Annotated in this window: 18 protein-coding genes; all 18 read left to right on the forward strand. The window is 69.4% G+C overall.

Annotation, left to right across the window (positions count from 1 at the left end):
• Positions 1-15: 15 nt before the first annotated feature.
• Positions 16-420, forward strand: coding sequence for a hypothetical protein (locus tag ACFYQQ_RS01220; protein WP_355783376.1), 405 nt, complete (start codon positions 16-18; stop codon positions 418-420).
• Positions 417-1,481 carry a hypothetical protein gene (locus ACFYQQ_RS01225; RefSeq protein WP_388902784.1) on the forward strand — a complete coding sequence of 355 codons (1,065 nt, stop codon included), beginning with the start codon at positions 417-419 and terminating at the stop codon, positions 1,479-1,481. The genes ACFYQQ_RS01220 and ACFYQQ_RS01225 overlap by 4 nt, the downstream gene beginning before the upstream one ends.
• A gap of 1 nt (position 1,482) precedes the next feature.
• A complete protein-coding gene (locus ACFYQQ_RS01230; protein ID WP_355792388.1) occupies positions 1,483-1,869 on the forward strand; it encodes a hypothetical protein in 387 nt (128 codons plus the stop codon).
• A gap of 3 nt (positions 1,870-1,872) precedes the next feature.
• On the forward strand, positions 1,873-2,331 hold the full coding sequence (locus tag ACFYQQ_RS01235) for a hypothetical protein (protein ID WP_355792386.1): 459 nt from the start codon (positions 1,873-1,875) through the stop codon (positions 2,329-2,331).
• 3 nt (positions 2,332-2,334) lie between these two features.
• On the forward strand, positions 2,335-3,090 hold the full coding sequence (locus tag ACFYQQ_RS01240) for a hypothetical protein (protein ID WP_355792383.1): 756 nt from the start codon (positions 2,335-2,337) through the stop codon (positions 3,088-3,090).
• The gene (locus tag ACFYQQ_RS01245) at positions 3,090-3,536 is read left to right on the forward strand and encodes a hypothetical protein (protein WP_355792380.1); all 447 of its coding nucleotides are present in this window, start codon (positions 3,090-3,092) and stop codon (positions 3,534-3,536) included. Before ACFYQQ_RS01240 ends, ACFYQQ_RS01245 begins: the two co-directional genes overlap by 1 nt.
• Before the next feature lie 6 nt (positions 3,537-3,542).
• Positions 3,543-3,944, forward strand: coding sequence for a hypothetical protein (locus ACFYQQ_RS01250; protein WP_355792377.1), 402 nt, complete (start codon positions 3,543-3,545; stop codon positions 3,942-3,944).
• A gap of 12 nt (positions 3,945-3,956) precedes the next feature.
• Positions 3,957-4,403, forward strand: a complete 447-nt coding sequence (locus tag ACFYQQ_RS01255) for a hypothetical protein (protein ID WP_355792374.1) — start codon at positions 3,957-3,959, stop codon at positions 4,401-4,403.
• A gap of 129 nt (positions 4,404-4,532) precedes the next feature.
• Positions 4,533-8,570, forward strand: coding sequence for a phage tail protein (locus ACFYQQ_RS01260; RefSeq protein ID WP_355783708.1), 4,038 nt, complete (start codon positions 4,533-4,535; stop codon positions 8,568-8,570).
• A gap of 8 nt (positions 8,571-8,578) precedes the next feature.
• A complete protein-coding gene (locus ACFYQQ_RS01265; RefSeq protein WP_355783705.1) occupies positions 8,579-9,085 on the forward strand; it encodes a hypothetical protein in 507 nt (168 codons plus the stop codon).
• 4 nt (positions 9,086-9,089) lie between these two features.
• Positions 9,090-11,954: a hypothetical protein gene (locus tag ACFYQQ_RS01270; RefSeq protein ID WP_355783702.1), complete on the forward strand. Its 2,865-nt coding sequence runs from the start codon at positions 9,090-9,092 to the stop codon at positions 11,952-11,954.
• 9 nt (positions 11,955-11,963) lie between these two features.
• On the forward strand, positions 11,964-12,482 hold the full coding sequence (locus tag ACFYQQ_RS01275; protein ID WP_355783699.1) for a hypothetical protein: 519 nt from the start codon (positions 11,964-11,966) through the stop codon (positions 12,480-12,482).
• Between the two features lie 8 nt (positions 12,483-12,490).
• Positions 12,491-12,985 (forward strand): hypothetical protein, encoded by a 495-nt coding sequence (locus tag ACFYQQ_RS01280; RefSeq protein WP_355783696.1) that lies wholly within the window; start codon positions 12,491-12,493, stop codon positions 12,983-12,985.
• Between the two features lies 1 nt (position 12,986).
• Positions 12,987-13,220, forward strand: coding sequence for a hypothetical protein (locus ACFYQQ_RS01285; RefSeq protein ID WP_355783693.1), 234 nt, complete (start codon positions 12,987-12,989; stop codon positions 13,218-13,220).
• A gap of 1 nt (position 13,221) precedes the next feature.
• Positions 13,222-14,064 (forward strand): N-acetylmuramoyl-L-alanine amidase, encoded by an 843-nt coding sequence (locus tag ACFYQQ_RS01290; RefSeq protein ID WP_388902793.1) that lies wholly within the window; start codon positions 13,222-13,224, stop codon positions 14,062-14,064.
• A 2-nt stretch (positions 14,065-14,066) separates the two neighbouring features.
• Positions 14,067-14,450 carry a hypothetical protein gene (locus ACFYQQ_RS01295; protein ID WP_355794270.1) on the forward strand — a complete coding sequence of 128 codons (384 nt, stop codon included), beginning with the start codon at positions 14,067-14,069 and terminating at the stop codon, positions 14,448-14,450.
• Positions 14,451-14,885 (forward strand): hypothetical protein, encoded by a 435-nt coding sequence (locus ACFYQQ_RS01300; RefSeq protein WP_355794269.1) that lies wholly within the window; start codon positions 14,451-14,453, stop codon positions 14,883-14,885. It abuts the gene before it with no gap.
• Positions 14,875-15,252, forward strand: coding sequence for a hypothetical protein (locus ACFYQQ_RS01305; protein ID WP_355794268.1), 378 nt, complete (start codon positions 14,875-14,877; stop codon positions 15,250-15,252). The genes ACFYQQ_RS01300 and ACFYQQ_RS01305 overlap by 11 nt, the downstream gene beginning before the upstream one ends.
• Positions 15,253-15,261 lie beyond the last annotated feature (9 nt).

The following is a 15,261-nucleotide window of genomic DNA, read 5'->3' on the forward strand; positions in this document are numbered from 1 at the left end:
GGAGGGACGACGGGCATGCCCCAACGAGACAACCTGATCTTCAAGGCGTCCGGTTTGACGCTGAACTCCAGCACGAACCACATCAGCGCCGCGGTGCCGAACTCGGTGACCAACCGCACCGAGGCGATCGACATCTCGGCGGTCTCCAGCGGCCTGCTCGTCGTCCACGTCGCCAACGCCCCGACCGGCACCTCCCCGACCCTCGCCGTGTTCTTCGAGGTCGGTGACGAGTTCGGGAACTGGGTGCAGACCTCGTCCGCGACGTCGATCGGCGGCGCCCTGCTGACGTCCGCCGGCTACACGTACGGGCAGATCAGCAGCGGCTACAGCCTCGGTAACCAGGGCCGGATCCGCTGGGCGCTGACCGGCACGAGCCCCGTGTTCACCGGGGTCGGCTTCTCCCTGTACGGGAGGGCGTGACGATGCCGCCGTGGTACGCGACTCGTGAGGACGTCACGCGTGCGCTGGACTCCAAGCTCACTGCCCGCAACGCCGGGCAGATCGACCGTGCTCTGGAGTCCTGCTCGCGTGACGTCGAGTCGCTGTGCCACCGCACCTTCCACCCGGTGCTGGACACCCGCTACTTCGACTGGCCGTCCCGCCAGGGCGGCACGTCGGGTGTGCTGCGCCTGGACCAGAACGACCTCATCTCCGTCACCGCCCTCACCTCCGGCGGCACGGCTATCGCCCCAGGTGACTACTTCCTGGAGCCCGCGAACGACGGCCCCCCGTACACCCGAGTCGAGATCGACCGCGCGAGCAGCGCAGCGTTCGGCGGCGGCGACACCTACCAGCGCGACGTCACCATTACCGGCCTGTGGGGCTACCGCGACGACGAGGGCCCGGCCGGCGCGTTGGCGGCCGCGGTCGCCACTACGACGGGCACCACCGTCACCGTGAACGCGGCGGGCAGCGCGGCGCTGGGTGTCGGCAGCGTGCTCCGCGTGGACACCGAACGCATGACCGTCACGGGCCGCCGGATGGCACTGACCGGTCAGACGACCGCGACCGCCCTCACCGCGCAAGCGAACTCCGTGATCGTCGAGGTTGCTGACGGCAGCCTCTTCGCGGTCGATGAGACGATCCTCATCGACGGCGAGCGCATGCTGATCGTCGACATCGCAGGCACCAACCTCATCGTCAAGCGGGCATGGGACGGTACCGTCCTCGCCGCACACAGCCAGGCTGCTGCGATCTACGCCCCGCGTGCCCTGACGGTGACGCGCGGCGCGCTCGGTACGACCGCCGCCGTCCACGCCGACGCCGCGACCGTGACCCGGTGGGACCCGCCCGGCCTCGTCCACGACCTCACCATCGCCGAGGCCATCTCCCGCCTCACCTCCGAAACGTCCGGGTACACGCGGGCACTGCGCTCCGGCGAGGGCTCCAGCGAACGCAACCGCGACCAGGGCGCGCTGAAGAGCCTGCGCGAGGCGACGTACGACGCGTGCGGCCGCAAGGCCCGGATGCGGAGCGTGTGACGTGAGCATCGACATCGACTTCCAGGGCCCCCTCTTCGACGGCCGCGCCATGAACGCGATCCAGGACGCGTGCGAGGACGCGCGCGACGACATTGCTGCGTACGCCGAGGAGCGCGTCCTGATGGGCACGTCCGCGAACTTCCGGACCCGCACTCCCTACTACGAGACGATGGTCACTACCACCAACGTGGGCGGCGACACGGCTCTCGTCCACGACCAGGGCGTCATCTACGGGCCCTGGCTCGAAGGCGTCGGCTCCCGCAACGCCCCGGTCACCAGGTTCGGTGGCTACCACTTCTGGCGGGCCGCCAAGGGCGCCGTCGCCGCGCGTGGCCCGCAGATCGCCGAGGCCGCCGTGCAGCGCCACCTCCCCGAGATGGGGGGCTGACCTGTGGCCCTCAATATCTCCGGCCTCCTCGACGCGGCGATCAGCCACGCCTCCGCGTCCGGGCACTTCGACCTGGTCAACGGACACGAACCCGTCCACCCCGCGGCAACCGGCGGGATCACGGGCGCGGTGTGGGTCGACCGCATCGTCCCGGTCCGCTCCTCCGGCCTGGACTCCACGACGTGCCTCGTCGTTCTCAACGTGCGTCTCTACACCAGCGCGCAGCAGCTGCCGCTCGACGCGATCGACCCCAACGTGGTCGCCGCCGTCGACGCCCTATGCGCGGCCTACGTCGGTGACTTCACCCTCGGCGGACTCGTCCGGCAGATCGACGTCCGCGGCATCCACGGCCAGTCCCTCGAAGTCCGCGCCGGCTACCTCCAGCAGGACGGCTCCCCGCAGCGGGTCATGACGATCTGGCTGCCCTGCATCGTCAACGACCTATGGGAAGAGGAGGCGTAGCCCGTGGCCAAGTCAGGCGGGTTGGGCGACAACCTGTACATCCAAGGCTTCAACGCGTCCGGCGACATTCAGCAGCTCAACCGGATCGGCGGCGGGCCCGCGCTGCTCAACATGACCGGCATCGACAAGTCGGCCTACGAGCGCAAGGGCGGGCTGCGCGACGGCGGATTCGAGATGACGACGTTCTTCAACTCGGTCCCCGTCACCGGCGCCATCCACGAGAAGCTGTCCGCGCTGCCCCGCGCCGACGCGCTCCTCACGTACTGCCGCGGCACCGCGCTCGGCGACCCGGCCGCGAGCCTCGTCGGCAAGCAGGTCAACTACGACCCACAGAGGGCCGACGACGGCATGCTCACCTTCGGCGTCTCCGCGCAGCCCAACGGCTACGGCATCGAGTGGGGGCAGCAGCTCACCGCCGGTGTCCGGGCCGACGTCGCCGCGACGAACGGCGTGGGCATCGACACCACCGCGGCCGCATCGTTCGGCGGTCAGGCCTACTTGCAGGTGTTCGCGTTCACGGGTACGGACGCGACCGTGAAGATCCAGGACTCGGCGGACAACGTCACCTTCGCCGACGTCGCCGGATTCTCCTTCACCCAGATCACCGGCGGCGTGCCTCTCGCGGAGCGCATCGCCCTCGGCAACACGGCCACGCTGCGCCGCTACCTGCGCGCATCGACCGTCACCACCGGCGGGTTCACGGCGCTGTCCTTCGCCGTGAACGTGATCAAGAATGAGGCTGCGGGGGTCGTCTTCTAATGAACGCCAACCTGTTCCGACCCGAGCCGCTCATGGGCCCGGCCGCGTACAAGACGTACGCCGTCGTCGCCCCGCTCAGCAGCCACTTCCGCAAGGGCACCTGCGCGGAAGTTGGCTGCGGCCACTACCGCGACGGCTGGCGGGTCCGGGTCGAGGCACTCACGTCCGACCTGCTGCACGCAGCGAAGACGTCCGGCCGCCGATTCGTAGAGCAGCAGGTCGCTGAAGGCGAGACCTGGCTTCTCTTCGAAGCCGGACAGCCGTGCTTCCGAGCCGCCGAGCATCGGGTGCGCGTCGACCGACCGCCGCTGTACGTCGTCCGCGACGGCGACCACCGCGGCAACCCGCGCGGCACGAAAGCCCGGGTCCACCACACGCCGGCGAACTGGCTGGACGACTTCGCCACGCATCAGCAGGCGATTGCAGACGAGATCAAGAAGGGGTGATTGGCCATGGCGAAGGCTTCCGGCCTCGGCCAGACAACACTGTCGGTGGACACCAGCGCGGGCACACCGACGGACATCCGTAACGACGTCACCAACTGGCAGATGAGCACCCCCAGGGGCGTTCAGGACATCACCGGTGTCGACAAGTCCGCGAATGAGCGGCTGCTGCTGCTTGCGGACATGTCCGCGACCTACAACGGAGTCTTCAACGCCACCGGCTCCCACCTGGTGTTCCGCACGGTGCCGTCCACCAGCGTGAACCGGACCTGCACGAACACCGTCAACGGGGTCACCCTCGCGGGCGAACTCCTGTTCACCGACTACCAGCTGACCCGCTCCGACAGCGGCGAACTCACATGGTCTGCGCCCGGCTCGCTGGCCGACGGCGTCGTCCCGACCTGGGCCTGAGAGGCGACTGCTATGGGCTACCGCAAGACGTCCCGTCGCATCGAGGTGTCCCTCAAGGGCCACCTCCAGTACGGCCAGGACACCGAGTTCCCCGTCGCGTACGCGCGCGGCAAGACCCTCACGGAGTACCTCGCCCTCATGGGGTTCGCCGAGACCGGAGAGGACGACGAGCGGGCCGGGATCGTCCAGCAGCTGGAGGAGTTCGCGGACTCCCTCATCTCCTGGAACCTGGAAGACGAGAGCGGCCAGCCGCTGCCGTGCACGCGTGAGGCGTTCTTCGCCATCGACAACGACCTTGCGCTCGCGCTGGCTGCCGAGTGGATGGAGCGCCTCGGCGGCAAGGTCAGTGACAGCAGCCCTTTGCCGCAGAGCTCGCCGTCTGGCGAGCCGTCCCCGGTGGCGTCCATCCCGATGGAAGCACTGTCCGACCTCCCGCTGCCTACCAGCGTGCCCGCCTGATCCTCGGCCTCTGCGACCGCTTCCACAAGCTCCCCTCGGAAGTGCTCGCAGAGGACACCGACCTACTCAGGCTGATCGAAATCGAACGCCTCGGGACGCCCGAGTACGAGCAGGAGGGAGGGGACGGCGGTGGGGAATGACATCGAGATCCGGGTACGGGTCGCCAACCAGACCGCGACCGGACTCGCCGCCGTCAACGCCTCCCTCAACCGGCTCCGCGACGAGGCCCGCGACGCCGGCCGGAGCCTGGACGGGCTCGCCACCCGCGCCGCTGCGACAGCGGTCGCGCTGCGCTCGCTGAAGGACGCTGCGCAGGACGCCTCCCGGGCGCTCCGCAGCCTCAACCAGGCCTCCCGTACGACAGACACCCGGCTTGCAGGTCTGTCGGACCGGTCCCGCACGCTGCGCCGGGACAGCGACGACCTCGACGGCAGCCTCCGCAGTCTCACCACCACCATGGGCGGCCTGCGCGGGCGCCTCGGCACCATCAGCACGGCCGGGGGCAGCGCGGGCGGCGGCATGCAGCGGCTAAAGGCCGCCGCGCTCTCCCTGGCGCCGGCGCTGATCCCAATCGCCGCGGCCGCGGTACCGATCGCCGCGGGCCTCGGCGCTGCCGGAGTCGCGGTCGGCGTGTTCGGTGCCGCGATCGCTGGCCAGCTCGTCGCGGTGAAGGGCGCGGCCGACGCGCAGAAGAAGTACGAGGACGCCGTCAAGAAGCACGGCCAGGCTTCGGAGCAGGCCGCGCAGGCGGAAGCCGAGTACCTGTCGCAGGTCAAGCAGTTGGACCCGGCGAGCCGGCGCACGGCCGCGGCGCTGGGGGTGCTGAAGGACCAGTACAAGGACTGGTCGAAGTCGCTGGCCGGGGACACGATGCCCGTCGCGACGAAGGGCCTGGCCGTGTTCGGGGCGCTCCTACCGCGGCTGACGCCGATGGTGCGGGGCGCGTCCGGGGAGCTGGACCGCTTCATGACAATCCTGGCCGGAGGCATCAACAGCTCTGGCTTCGACCACTTCATGGAGTCCTTCGCGAAGTTCTCCACGGGCGCCCTGTCGAAGGCCAATGACGGCCTCGTCCGCTTCATGCGAACCATGTCCGGCGGCGCGGGCAGCTCGCAGCTCACCGAGTTCATGGAATACGCGCACCGGGTCGGCCCGCAGGTCGGCGAGACCCTGATGAACCTGGCCCAGGCGATGGTGCACCTGGTGGCGGCGGCGTCGGAGACCGGCGTCACCATGCTGACGCTGGTCAACTCCTTCGCGAAGCTCGTCAACGCGATCCCCACCGAGGCCCTTAGCACGCTGCTTCAGTTCGTCGTCGTCTTCAAGGCCGTGAAGATGGCCGCGGCCGGGCTCGGCGCTACGAGCGGTGGCATCGCGGCGTTCGGCGCCTCCCTCACGGCGATGCGGGCCGCGTCGACGGCGGCCGGCGGCGGCATGGCGGGCCTGGCTGCGGCGTTCGGGACGCTGTCGCGGGCAGCGAAGGTGGCTGTGATCGGTGCGGGTATCGGCATCCTGGTCATCGCGCTGACGAAGCTGTCGAGCATCGGGAAGCAGGCGCCGCCGGACGTCGACAAGCTGACGACGTCGCTGGGCAAGCTCGGCAACGGCGGCAAGGTGGCCGGCGAGGCGGCCCGCGTCTTCGGTAAGGATCTCGGCGGGCTGGCCGACAACCTGCGTACCTTGTCTCGCCCGTCCAACTTGGACAAAACCCAGCAGTTCCTCACCAGCCTCGTCGGCATGGACTCGACCCCCGTCAAGGAGGCCAAGGAGAACCTCGACGGCGCGGACAAGGCCCTCGCCAACTTGGTCAAGGGCGGGAAGGCGGACATCGCCGCGGCGGCCGTGGAGCGGCTGTCGAAGGGCATGCAGAAGAACGGCATGTCGTCGAAGGAGCTCCGTTCCCAGCTCGACGACTACCGGGCCGCGCTCGCCGACCAGGCGCTGGAGCAGCAGCTCGCCGCGCAGGCCATGGGCCTGTTCGGGGAGCAGTCCCTCGCGGTCGGCGAGAAGCTGAATGCGCAGAAGGCATCGGCGGACGGCCTCCGCCAGAGCCTGGAGGCGCTGAACGACGCCAACCGGTCGGCGTTGGGCGGGATGATCGGCTTCGAGGCCAGCATCGACGCGGCAGCGAAGGCAGCGAAGGAGAACGCCGGCAGCCTGAACATGGTCAACGGGCAGCTCGACGTCAACAGCCCGAAGGCCCAGGCCGCCGCGACAGCGCTGAACGATTTGGCGTCCAAGACCAAGGACGCAGCGCTCAGCGCACGCGAGAACGGGCAGAGTTGGGAGTCCGTCAACGCGATCTACGAGCGTGGCCGGTCGCAGCTCATCAAGAACGCTCAGGCTATGGGCCTGACCAAGTCCGAGGCGCGGCAGCTCGCTGGCCAGATCATGAAGATCCCCAGCAAGTCCAGCCACAAGATCGAGATGCGCACCGAGGACGCCATCGCCGGTCTCAACCGCGTCGCCGCGGCGATGAAGAAGACGAAGTCGAAGAGCGTCACCGTCAAGGCGTTGACCTCGGATGCGAAAAGCGAACTGGAGCGCCTCGGCTTCACGGTCAAGCGGCTGAAGGACGGCCGGTTCAAGGTCACCGCCGCGACCGGCTCGGCGAAGAGCGCGATCGCCGCGGTCCAGCGGGCCCGGGACGCCCTCAAGTCCAAGAGCATCACGCTCACCGCCCGGGACCGGGCATCCGCTGCCGCCCGCGCGATCCAGGCCGCGATCAACAAGATCCGCGGCAAGACCGTCACGATCACCACGGTCCACCAGAGCCTCGGCGTGGAGGGCACCGCCGGCCGCAACGCGCGGAACTACAACGCGCACGGCGGTCTGCTGCGCCTCGCGAGCGGCGGCCAGACCCAGCAGCACTTCCCGGCCGGCGGCCAGGTGCAGGGCCCGGGCACGCCCACGTCGGACAGCATCTCCGCCACGTTCCCGTCGGGCGCCGAGGCGCAGGTGTCGAACACCGAGTACGTCGTCCAGGCGTCGGCGGTGCGGAAGTACGGCGTCGCGTTCATGGAGGCCCTGAACGCGGGCAAGCTCCGCCTCGCCAAGGGGCTTGCGCGCGGCGGCATGACGCAGTCGATGAAGGACGCCCGGAACACGCTCCGCGACAGCTTCGACATCAGCCACTTCGGCCGGAAGGCGGGCTACAGCCGCACCCCGTTCGAGAAGGCGCTTGGCGCGCCGTCCGACATGGCGGCCCTCACCTCCGCGCTGAACGCTGCCCGCGGCAACATCAAGCGCGCCACGTCGGGGAGTACGGAGCGGCGCCTGCTGCGCGCGCTGGACTCTGCGGGCAAGGGCCTCATCAAGTACGAGAAGCAGCTCACCAAGGTCAACGCGTCGCTGGAGAAGGCCAAGAGCAAGCTCGACGATTTGAAGGGCGCCGCCTCGCAGCTGCGGGACAGCGTCAAGTCGAACGTCCTCTCCTCGGCGAACGTGACCAAGGGTGCGGGCAGCGACAAGACCATCACCGTCGCCTCGATCATGGGCGGCCTCACCGAGTCCCGGGACAAGGCGACCGCGTTCGCGAGCGCGCTGAAGGGGCTGCGGTCTAAGGGCCTGTCCAAGAGCATGATCCAGCAGATCGGCGAGGCGGGCATCGACGGCGGTGGCCTCGATACGGCGGGTGCTCTGCTCGGCGCGTCGTCGTCGGAGATCAGCTCCCTGAACCGCCTGCAGTCGCAGATCGCCTCGGCCGCCTCGTCGGCCGGGAAGACCACCGCGGACGCCGTGTACGCGTCCGCGATCAAGGCGCAGACCGCCGTGGTCCACAAGCTTCAGAAGAGTCAAGACCGGCTGGAGAAGAGCATGTCCCGCCTCGCGAAGGCCCTGGAGAAGGCCATCTCGAAGGCGATCGGGAAGAAGGCCGCGGGCGGGATCGTCGGCGCTGCCGCCTCGGGCGGTGTCCGCGGCGGGATGACGTGGGTGGGCGAGCACGAGCCGGAGCTGCTGGACCTGCCGGTCGGCTCGCGGGTGCGCTCGGGTCCGGACTCCCGTCGTATCGCTGCGGGCGCCGGCGGTGGGGTGTCGCGGGTCGAGTTGGAGCTCCGCTCGTCCGGGTCCGAGGTCGATGACTTCCTCCTGATGATCCTGCGCCGCGCGATCAGGCAGCGCGGCAGCGACGTCCAGTTCGTCCTCACCGGACGACGCACCCCGTAGGGAGAGAGATGCACCGGTATCGCACCTGGAACGGCCCGGCGCCGACGACCGCAGCTCAGCAGTCGGTGACCACGGGCACGGCCATCAAGACCATGCTCCAGCTGGCCACCCCGGCGACTCGGCAGATCCAGCTCATCAGCTGGGGGTTCAGCCTCGACGACCCGCCGGGCGCGGACGCCGTCATCGAGCTGCTCCAGACTGACGTCGCGGCCACAGTGACCGCGCATGTTGCGGCCGGTGTGCAGCCGCTGGACCCGAACGCGCCCGCGTCGCTGCTCACGCTGAGCACCTCGGGCACGGGCTACACGGCGACCGCCGAGGGCACCACCACGGCCAGCCGGGTGTTCGACGCGGTGTCGCTCAGCTCGACGTCCGGTGAGTCCGGCCTCAGCTACGTCTACCAGTGGATGCCCGACGAGCGGCCCATCGTCGCCGTCAGCCGCTTCCTGCGAGTCCGGGCCACAACCCCGACCACAGCCACCGACCTCCGCTGCTGGGTCTGCTGGGACGAGTGACCGGATGCCGGGGAGTGTTGCAGCGCAGGCGATGGCCTGGCAGCGCCGCATGGGCGGCACGGCCGGGCCCCTCAGCGCGTCCGCCGAGACCAGCACCGGCCAGCCTGTCCAGGTCGAGCTGCTCGTCGCAGGCCAGTGGGTCGACATCACCTCATACGCGCTGGTCCGCGACGACTCCGGAGAGATCGGGCTGACGTGGGGGATCCGCGATGAGGGCAACAACGTCTCCGAGCTGTCCACCCTCCGTGCGCAGCTAAAAAACCAGGACGGACGGTTCACACCCCGCAACCCGTCCGGCCCGTACTTCGGGCTGATCGGCCGCAACCAGCCGGTCAGGGTCTCCGTCCCGGACGGCAACGGCGGCAAGAGCTACCGGTCGTGGGCCGAGATCTCGCGGTGGCCGACGTCGTGGGACCCGACCGGGACGGATGTGTGGGTCGACGTGGCGGGCGCCGGGCTGATGCAGCGCCTCGCGCAGGGCCCGGTCCCGGAGCGGTCCGTGATCTACAGCGCGTGGACGGACCCGATCCCGTCGACGCTGGTCGCGTACTGGCCGGGCGAGGACGCCGACGGGGCCACGACGCTGGCGTCGGCGCTGACGAACGGGTCCCCGATGACCATGTCCGGCAGCCCGACGCTCGCAAGCTATGACGGGTTCGGCGCCTCCGACCCGCTGCCGGACCTGTCGGCCGGCTACCTGTCCGGCGGCGTCATCAAGTACGCCGACCCCACCGCCCACCAGGTGCGGTTCCTGTGCTTCATCCCGCGGGCGGGCCTCACCGACGGCAAGGTCATCTGCTCCATCGACCAAGCCGACTACAGCGCCGGGTCCCCGCAGTTCTGGGAGCTGTACTACAGCACCAGCAGCAACAGCCTCGTCTTGCGGACGTTCGCCTCGGACAGCACGAGCCTCGGCGTCGACCTCGCCCACACCCTCGACGTCCGCGGCCGCCAGCTGTACGTGTCCATCGAGCAGGAGGAGTCCGGGACCGGCGTCACCCGGGCGATCCGTATCACCGACGTCCCCACCGGGCGGGTGTACTCGGTGACGGACACGGCGGCCCTGACGCAGTTGACCCGCGTCGTCCGCGTGCAGTTCGGGCCGGCGTCCCGCAGCGCTGTGGGCCCGATCGGCACCCAGTACCTGCCCGGTGTCGCTGTCGGCCACGTCACCGTCGAGACCGCGATCACCGCGACGACCGCGCTCGGGCGCCGCCTCAACCCCATCGGGGAGACCGCGGGCCGCCGCATTCAGCGGCTGTGCGGCGAGGAGGGCCTGCCCTTCGAGTGGATCGGCGACCTCGACGACACGACCCCGATGGGCGCGCAGGGCAAGGCCACCCCGATCGCGCTGATGCAGGAGTGCGCACTGGCAGACGGCGGGATGCTGTACGAGTCCACGGACTCCCTGGGCCTGGGGTATCGGACGCGGGCGTCGCTGTACAACCAGGACCCGGCGCTGGTGCTGGACTACACGGCGTTCAACCTGTCTGAGGTCCCGGTGCCCGTTGAGGACGACCAGCGCCTCGCGAACCGCGTCACGGTCACCGTCAACGGGGTGTCGGCCACGTATGAGGAGACGTCGGGCGCCCTGTCGACAGCGCCGCCCCCGGCCGGTGTCGGCGTGTACGGGCCGTCGGACTCCACCCTCAACCTCGCCTCCTCGGACCGGCCTACGCTCCTGGACCAGGCCGCGTGGCGCGTCCACCTCGGCACCGTCGACGAGCCGCGTTTCCCGCAGATCAGCGTCAACCTCGCCCACTCCAGCTTCGTCAACAACCCGGCGCTGAAGCGGGCCGTCCTCGCCCTGCGCCAGGGCGACCGCGTCCAGATCGTCAACCCGCCGATCTGGGCCTCCCCCGACACGATCGACCAGGTCATCCTCGGCGGCGACGAGTCCATCAACCATTTCCAGCACCGGCTGACGTTCGGCTGCGCGCCGGCCAGCCCGTACAGCGTCGGCTCCCTCGACACCACCACGGCCCGCATCGACACCAGCGGATCCCAACTGGCAACTGCAGCGACCTCGTCGGCGACCAGCCTGGTCGTCGCGCCCACAGCCGACCAGGACGGACTGTGGACCACCGACACCGCGGAGACCCCGTGGACGATCCGCGTCGGCGGCGAGATCATGACCGTCACCGCGGTCACCTCAGCCGCAAAGGACACGTTCACCCGGGCCACCGTCGACGCGTGGGGCACCGCAGACGTCGGCGGCACCTGGACCTGCTTCGGCGGCTCCGCCGTGGACTTCGACGTCACCGGGTCGGCCGGCACGCACACGATGACGTCGGTCGACGCCTCCCGCCGCAGCTTCCTCACCTCGCCCGCGGCCCGCTTCGACGTGTACGTGGACATCGCGACGAGCGCACTGGCCACCGGCAGCTTCATCTACGCCGGGTCGATGGGCCGCTACCTCGACATCGACAACTTCTACACCGCGAGGCTGGCCTTCTCGACCACGGCCACGATCACTCTGGCGATGCGGAAATGGTCCGCCGGTTCCGAATCCGCTGTCGGCACCCCCTATCTGTCACCGCTCACCCACGTCGCGGGCACGTTCTACCGACTGCGGTTCCAAGGGAACGGTTCGACGCTTCGCGCAAAAGTCTGGCAGGTCGGCGATATCGAACCCCCGGAATGGCACACGACAGCAACGGACTCCGATCTGCCCGCCGCCGGATCGGTGGGGGTGCGCTCCATTCTCGCCACGACGAATACGAACGTGAACCCCGTGATCTCCTACGACAATTTCGAGTTGGTGAATCCGCAGATCTTCACGGTCACCCGCTCCGTGAATGGCGTCTCGAAGGCGCAGACCGCGGGCACCGATGTCCGGCTCGCCAATCCCACCTATCTCGCTCTGTAAGGAGGCGTCATGCCTGAGGCGTACCCGACCCCGCTGGCGGGGCAACGGCTGGTCGCCAGCCTGCTGCGGTCGATGCTGACGCAGACCGTCCGCAAGACCGCAGACGAGTCCCGGAGTGCGACCACAACGTACGCCGACGACACGCACCTTGTTTTCGCGGCCGAGGCGAACGCGGTCTACACAATGATCGGCTGGGTCAAATACTTCGCCGACCCGACACCGGATATCAAAATGAAGGTGACGGTGCCGTCCGACGCGCTCGGCGAGTGGGCGTGGTTCATGCCCGGCCAGGGAACGGCTGCCGCGAACGTGCTCGGCTATTCCATCCGCACCGACACCACCGATATCAACGCGGGCCGTACTGGATACGGAACGAGCGACAGCCAGCACTACACCCCCCTCGGTGGCCTCATTCGCATGGGGCCGACCGCTGGGAACATCAGCCTGCAATGGGCGCAGAACACGTCGTCTGCGACCGCGACGATTCTTTACACCGACAGCTGGCTGCAATTCCAGCGCATCGCCTAGGAGTCTTTGTGACCGGAATCCGGATCTCCTCGCTGAAGACCGAGGTCGCCCAGTCCATCCCCGCCGACGGCGATTACCACGTGGTGCGGTTCCCCTACATGACCGAGTCCTACGACCCATGGGGCATGCACAACCCCATCCAGCCCGACGGGTACGGCGTGGCCAGCTGGTCCAAGGACGACCGGTCCGGGCTGATCTGGCCGACCTGCTCCGGGTGGGGCACGCTCACCTCCCTCATCTACTGGGAGGCCGGCGACTACGACGAGTTGCGCGACCGGTACGTGCGGGACCCGCTCCGGCTGACCGAGGACGGCTACGACTCGACGGCAACCGAGCACCGGCCCCCGTCGCCCGGGATGCAGTGCTTCCACAAGTCGCACCAGATGTTCGTCCGCCCGGACGTGCCGATCGCGCTGCTGGTTGCGCACGACGCCTCGTCTGCGCGGAGGGTCACCCTCGCCGAATTCAAGCTCTCGATCGACACGTCCGTAGAGGAGCCCTGACATGGCTGATCCGTACGCCGACCGGCACCCGGGCACGTCGCACGTCGCCCGCTACTTCGCCTACGCGCACCTGCCCGAGCAACTGCAGTCGGTGTCCCGCCCGTTCCAGGAGCTCGCCGACCAGATGATCCAGGCGCTGCCCGACGGGCCGGAGCTGACGGCTGGCCTCCGCAAGCTCCTGGAGGCGAAGGACTGCATGGTCCGCGCCGCCGTCGACACACAGAGAGGGGACTGACGTGGGCTGGTACCCCGGCGCCACCCGCATGGAACTGCAACCGGAGTCGGACGCACAACCCGCCATCCGCCCGACCCAGTTCATCGTCCACAGCATCGTCGCCCCGTGGACACCGAAGCGCACCTACGAGTACTGGCGCGACAGCACGAACCTGGAGTCCCACTTCGGGCTCGGCTACGACGGCAGCCTCGGCCAGTACATCGGCACCCACACCCGGGCCGATGCCACCGGCGCCGCGAACCGCCGCCCGGACGGCACTGGCGCCGTGTCCCTGGAGTCCGCCTCGAACCTGGAGGCTTCCGACCCATGGACCGCCGAGCAGGTCGAGACCCTCATCCAGCTCGGCGTGTGGCTGCACCAGACCGAGGGCATTCCGCTGCGGATCTGCCGTACCGCGGACGACCCGGGCTTCGGGTACCACCGCCAGTTCAGTGAGTGGAACCCGGACGGGCACTCCTGCCCGGGTGACGCGCGCGTGCGCCAGTTCAAGGAGGTCGTGTTCCCGGGCATCGTCGCCCGCGCGGCCGGTCAGATCCCCGAGGAGGACGACATGCCCACTGCTGCCGAGGTCGCGAGGGAAGTGCTGACCCTGGACGGGATCATCTCCGTCCCGGGCGCGCCCGCGACGAACCCAACCTGGACGCTGTCCTCGGTCCAGACGGAGATCCTCAAGCGGATCGACGCCGTCGCGAAGACGGAGGCCGCGCAGACCGCGGCCATCACCAAGCTCGCCGGGCTCGTGGGGTCCGGCGTCGACACGGCGGCGGTCGTCGCCGCTGTGCAGCAGGCCATCGCCGACGCGGTCGTGAATGTCCACGTCGACGTGACCGGACAGGAGTCCTGATCATGAAGGTATTCGGACGGGAGCCCGTCTACATCCTCGCCATCGTGGCCATCGGCCTGAAGCTCGGCGCGGCCTACGGCCTCGACGTGTCCAGCGAGGAGCAGGGCGCCATCATGGCCGTCCTGTCCCTCATCGTCGCTGTCGTCTCCGCGATCGTTCTGAAGACGGGCGCGGTCGGAGCGGCGATCGTGAACCTCGCGCAAGGCGCGCTGGCCCTGTTCCTGGCGTTCGGGCTGGAGATGCCGGCCGAGGTCCAGGCTCTGTGGATGATGGCCGTCGAGGGCGCCGTCGCGCTGGTCCTGCATCGCGAGGTGACAGCGCCCGTACCGGCGCTGCCGGTCGAGGAGAAGAGCCCCATCGGCCCGACCCCGGTTCAGGAGGCCTGAGTGCCGCGCCGGGCGGCTCGGCATCTCCGGCAGCGGCTGGGCCGCCGCGGCGCGATCCTCCTACTCAAGGGGACCATCGCCACCCTGTACGGGCTCGGCCAGCTGACAACCCCCACGGCAGACCAGCGGGGCCTGTGCCTGCTTCTCCGCCACGTCCCGCTCACCGCCTGGGCGTGGCTGTGGATCGCGGTCGGCGTCACCGCGCTGGTGTGCGCGTGGCTGCCCCCGCGGCGGGACTGGCCAGGATTCCTTGCGGTGTGGGCGATCACGGCCCCGTGGTCGATGGCCTACCTCGTCTCGTGGTGGCCGCTGCACGAGACCTCGTCCGGCTGGGTCCCCGCGGTGATTTTCGGCGCGTGGGGCGGCGTGTGCCTGGTTGTGGTCGGCTGGGACGAGTCGGCGCCCAGAGGAGTGGAGCCGCATCTTGAGCACTGAAATGCTGACCGCGTTCAGCGCCCTGACCGTAGCCCTGGTGACGGCGGTGGGCGGCATCGCTCAGGTGATTGTGGGCCGTCGGCAGCCCCGTCGGCCGCGCGGTGCTGAGCGGCGCGATGACTTCACCGCGGTGACCGACCGGCTGGAGAAGCACATCGCGCGCTTGGAGCACGAGGCGGAGCAGGATCGGCAGCAGGCGGAGCAGGACCGGGCGCGGATCGGCGCGCAGGATTTCGCGTTGCGCTACATCGCTGGGTGGGCGCGGTCGTTGGTGGCGTATATGCGGCAGGCGCAGTTGGAGCCGCCTCCTCCTCCACAGCCTGTGCCTGAGGAAGTGCGTCCGTACCTTCACGACATCGGCTCGTGACTGGCCCCC

It is taken from the genome of Streptomyces sp. NPDC005496, assembly GCF_042872045.1.
Taxonomy (GTDB): domain Bacteria; phylum Actinomycetota; class Actinomycetes; order Streptomycetales; family Streptomycetaceae; genus Streptomyces.

Excerpts from the sequence above, each read along its gene's own strand:
- ACFYQQ_RS01285 (WP_355783693.1), top strand. The coding sequence starts at position 12,987 with ATGGCTGATCCGTACGCCGACCGGCACCCGGGCACGTCGCACGTCGCC.
- ACFYQQ_RS01220 (WP_355783376.1), top strand. The coding sequence starts at position 16 with ATGCCCCAACGAGACAACCTGATCTTCAAGGCGTCCGGTTTGACGCTG.
- ACFYQQ_RS01270 (WP_355783702.1), top strand. The coding sequence starts at position 9,090 with ATGCCGGGGAGTGTTGCAGCGCAGGCGATGGCCTGGCAGCGCCGCATG.
- ACFYQQ_RS01275 (WP_355783699.1), top strand. The coding sequence starts at position 11,964 with ATGCCTGAGGCGTACCCGACCCCGCTGGCGGGGCAACGGCTGGTCGCC.
- ACFYQQ_RS01250 (WP_355792377.1), top strand. The coding sequence starts at position 3,543 with ATGGCGAAGGCTTCCGGCCTCGGCCAGACAACACTGTCGGTGGACACC.
- ACFYQQ_RS01245 (WP_355792380.1), top strand. The coding sequence starts at position 3,090 with ATGAACGCCAACCTGTTCCGACCCGAGCCGCTCATGGGCCCGGCCGCG.
- ACFYQQ_RS01255 (WP_355792374.1), top strand. The coding sequence starts at position 3,957 with ATGGGCTACCGCAAGACGTCCCGTCGCATCGAGGTGTCCCTCAAGGGC.
- ACFYQQ_RS01295 (WP_355794270.1), top strand. The coding sequence starts at position 14,067 with ATGAAGGTATTCGGACGGGAGCCCGTCTACATCCTCGCCATCGTGGCC.
- ACFYQQ_RS01265 (WP_355783705.1), top strand. The coding sequence starts at position 8,579 with ATGCACCGGTATCGCACCTGGAACGGCCCGGCGCCGACGACCGCAGCT.